A 3571-nucleotide genomic window follows, 5' to 3' on the forward strand; every position below is an offset into this window, starting at 1 on the left:
GAAACGCTGAAAATGATGCACGAAACGCCGACCGACATGATCCCGCCGCTCAATCGAATGATGCTCGGATTCTACGAGCAGAACTACAACGGCCATCGGATCATCAGCCACGGCGGCGACACGGTGTACATGCACAGTTACCTGCATTTGCTGTTGGACGATCACGTCGGTCTGTTCGTGTCGGTGAACAGTCAAGGCCGCGAAGGCGCCGCGGGCGCGATTCGCGGCGCCTTGTTCGACGATTTTCTCGGACGGTACTTTCCGGGCGCGCCGGATACGCACAGCGTCGATGCAAAGACTGCCGCGGAGCATGCCAAGCTGATGGTGGGCTACTACGAAAGCTCGCGGCGTGCCGAAACCTCGTTCATGAGCATCGGCAATTTTGCCAGCCCCTTCAAGCTGGTCGTGGACAAGGACGGCTTCCTGACAGCGTCCTCCTTTAAGGGCCGCAATGGCGCGCCGCGCCGTTACCGCGAGGTCGCGCCTTTCGTGTGGCGCGACGTCGAGAGCGGCTGGCGGCTGGCCGCGAAGGTGGTCGATGGACGGGTGCAGCGCTTCAGTATCGATGAAATTTCGCCCTTTACGGTGTACGAACCCGCTCGCTGGTGGCGTTCGGCGAGTTGGCTGCTACCGGCTGTGGAGTCTTCCTTCGCCGCGCTCTTGCTGACCACGCTGCTGTGGCCGGTCGCCGCGATCGTGCGCCGCCGAAACAATCTGAAGCTGGACCTCGTCGGGCGCGATGAACGCGGCCGCTTGCTCTCGCGTGTCGCAGCGGTCGCGGTGACCGCGGTTTCGCTTGGATGGCTGGCCTTGTTTTCAGCGCTCAGCTCGAGAACGGCAATGCTCGGACCCGGCCTCGATCCGTGGCTATTTCTCCTGCACCTGGTCTCGATCGTGGGATTCGTGGGCGGAGCCATCGTACTCATCTGGGCTGCCGCGGTTGCGTGGACCGGCAAGCGAAGCTGGCAAGGCAAGGTTTGGACCTCGGTACTCGCCGTTTCCGCAGTGGTGATGCTGTGGATGGCTGTTGTCTACCACCTGACCTCATTCACCTCGAGGTACTGAGCCGAGTGACGCCTTGACGGTAGGCAGGTCGATGGGGCATCGGGCCAAGATATTAGGCGTGATCTTCGCCGGCGGCGCGAGTGTGGGTGTGGGCCTGCTGCTGCCGGCTGCTCAGGCCTTCGCGGCCGACCACCCGGTCCTCGAAAGGCAGGTTTACGATCGCGCGGCGCAATTTCTTGCGAGCAATCAAGACAAGCTGGTCTTCAATGCTGCAGTCACGCCGCATTGGCGCCGCGGAACTCAGGAGCGCTTTACCTACCGGCGCGAACTTGGCGATGGCAGAGCCGACTTCGTGCAGGTGTGGGCCGAGACGGGCAAGCGGGCGGCGGCGTTTGATCAAGCCATCGTGGCTGCGGGTCTGTCCAAGGCGCAAGGCAAGGTGATTGAAGCGCAGCGCCTGCCCTTCAGAGACTACGACGAAGTCGCTGTCGATAAGATCAGTTTCTCCGCCGACGGCAAGATCTGGAACTGTTCGACGCGCAGCCCCGCTTGTACTGAATCGCTCAATCCGGCAACCGATCCACTCGCCATTGCCTCGCCCGACGGACACTGGCTCGCCTTCATCGAGAATGGCAACCTGTGGATTCGTTCGGCGGACGGCAAAACCCAGTTCCCGCTCACCACCGATGCGCTGCCGCACTACGGCTACGCCGCGCCGGTCGAATACACTGCCGGCGTGATATCTACCGGTGCCGCGGGACGCGCACTCGCGGTCAAAGATGGACATCCCCTGCCCGGTCCACCCGGGCCTCCGCCGAAACCCATCGTGCTCTGGTCGCCGGACTCGAAGCACCTGTTCACGCATCGACTGGACGAGCGCAACGTTCGTGAAATGACACTGGTGCAGTCCACGCCGACGGACGGCAGCGTCCGCCCCATTCCGAACCAGTGGCGCTATGCGATGCCGAATGACGCGGCTGTCCCGACGATGCAGCCTTGGATTTTCGATCTGACGCAGCGAACCGGCCGGGCGGTTTCCGCCGCCGCACCATCCGTGTTCTTGACGCCGATCGAGGCGGGCGACGCGTGGTGGTCAACCGACAGCGCGCGCGTATACCTAATTGCCCGTTCGCGCTACGCCAAGAGCATGAGCCTCAATCTCATTGAAGCCAGCGACGGGACATCGCGACAGCTGCTGTCGGAGACCGGCGCGACGTTTGTAGAGTCGGCGAGTCTGGGCGAATGCCCCATGGTCTATGTGCTCGCCAATCATGATGTGCTGTGGTTTTCGGAACGCGACGGCTTCGGTCATCTGTATCTTTATGATGGTTCGACCGGCCGTCTGAAGCGGCGTCTCACGGCGGGAGCTTGGACGGTTCGCAACGTTTTGCATCTCGATCAAAAGAATGGCTTCATTTATATCGCTGCCAACGAGCGCGAACCCGGCGTCGATCCCTATTACCGCCAGGTGTACCGAATCGGTTTGAACGATGGGAAAGTCCGTCTGCTGACGCCGGACGCGGCGGATCACGCGGTTCGTTCCGAGCAAGAAGCGGGTGTATTCGTGAGCAAGGCGCCGGATGCCGCGGGCAAGCCCGAGGATTCCTACGGCTTCTCGCCCTCCGGGCGTTTCTTTATCGACACGTACAGCAAGACCGACCTACCGCCCGTTACAGTGCTGCGCCGCTCGGATGGAAGCTTGATCGCCGAGCTTGAGCGCGCCGACGTGTCGAAACTGACAGCCACCGGATTGATCCCGCCGGAACGCTTCAGTGCGCTGGCCGCGGACGGCAAGACGATGCTGTACGGCAATCTGCTGCGGCCCTCGAACTTTGATCCGCACAAGCACTATCCGGTTTTGGATTCTCCCTATCCGGGCCCGCAATCGCATCGCGCGCAGCCGAATTTCCTGGCGACCGTATTCGATCGAATGGGTGCGCAGGCCTACGCGGAATTGGGATTCATCGTCGTTCTGGTTGATGGGCGCGGCTCTCACGGCCGCACCAAGCGCTTTCACGATGAATCGTACGGGGGCCTCGCCCAAGCAGGGCATCTCGACGATCACGTGGCGGTCCTGCGCGAACTCGGACGCCGCTATTCATACATGGATCTCGATCGAGTCGGAATCTATGGAACTTCGGGCGGCGGCTATGCGACGGTCCATGCGATGGCGATGTTTCCCGACTTCTTCAAAGCCGGGGTCGCGGATGCCGGCAATCACGACCAGCGCGGCTATATCGCGGTTTGGGGTGAAACCTACAATGGCCCGGAGTCCGGCGGCAACTACACCGACGCCGCCAACCCGACGTTGGTTGGCAACATCAAGGGCAAGCTCTTTTTGTTGCATGGAGACATGGACTCCAATGTCTTTCCGAGCCAGACGTTGCAACTGGTGGATGCCCTGATCCGTGCCAACAAAGATTTCGAACTGCTCATCGTCCCGAACGCGGGTCACGGTGCGTTGCTGTTGAGCCGCTATGCGCTGCGCCGATCCTGGGATTTTCTGGTGCGCAACTTGATGCAGGCGGAGCCGCCGCCGGCGTACGACTTGGGGGCGAGCGCACCG

General features: G+C 61.9%; 2 protein-coding genes. Both read left to right on the forward strand.

The window, feature by feature from the left end; all coding sequences use genetic code 11:
• On the forward strand, positions 1-1065 hold a 1065-nt coding region (locus tag VK804_RS14150; RefSeq protein WP_325371444.1), incomplete at its 5' end, for a hypothetical protein.
• 58 nt (positions 1066-1123) lie between these two features.
• Positions 1124-3571, forward strand: a 2448-nt coding sequence (locus tag VK804_RS14155; RefSeq protein WP_325371445.1) for a S9 family peptidase, incomplete at its 3' end; no start/stop codon positions are given.

It is taken from the genome of Bradyrhizobium sp. (assembly GCF_035484855.1).
Taxonomy (GTDB): Bacteria; Pseudomonadota; Alphaproteobacteria; order Rhizobiales; family Xanthobacteraceae; genus Bradyrhizobium.